The 566-nt window shown below is 44.7% G+C and carries 1 protein-coding gene; it reads left to right on the top strand.

Features of this window, described 5'->3' with window-relative positions:
- The coding region (locus tag DWZ44_RS18905; protein ID WP_243002166.1) for a transposase at positions 1-426 on the top strand (426 nt) is incomplete at its 5' end.
- Between the last annotated feature and the right edge of the window lie 140 nt (positions 427-566).

Raw genomic sequence — 566 nt, 5'->3', positions numbered from 1 at the left:
AACACACTGAAATATGTCCCTGACAAGGACAGAAAAGCATTTGCAGCGGATCTGAAGACCATTTATCAGGCCGCAGATGAAAAGAAAGCGCTGGCAGCCTTAGATCGTGTAACTGAAAAATGGTCTCCCAAATATCCGAATTCCATGAAACGCTGGAAGGATAACTGGGATGCCATCTCTCCAATTTTCAAGTTTTCAACGACGGTCAGAACGGTGATTTATACCACCAATGCGATTGAATCCCTGAATTCCACCTACCGGAAGCTGAATCGGCAGAGAAGCGTATTCCCAAGCGATACGGCCCTTTTAAAAGCGCTGTACCTGGCCACTTTTGAGGCTACGAAAAAATGGACCAGTACGATTCGAAACTGGGCGCAGGTATATGGCGAACTGAGTATTATGTACGAAGGTCGTCTTCCAGAATAACGAGTAAACCGACGATCAAGACAGGCGGAAAACCGCCTGCTCTTGACATGCCATTCAACAACTGTTATATATAAAACAAGGGTGAAAAGCTCAAACTGTAAGCTCACCACCCTTGCATATCATAGAAGAATCTTATTTAC

This window comes from Blautia sp. AF32-4BH, from assembly GCF_003460565.1.
Classification (GTDB): domain Bacteria; phylum Bacillota; class Clostridia; order Lachnospirales; family Lachnospiraceae; genus Fusicatenibacter; species Fusicatenibacter saccharivorans.
Note: the sequence above shows the minus strand (reverse complement) of the source record. Positions and strands in the feature narration are given on the sequence as shown.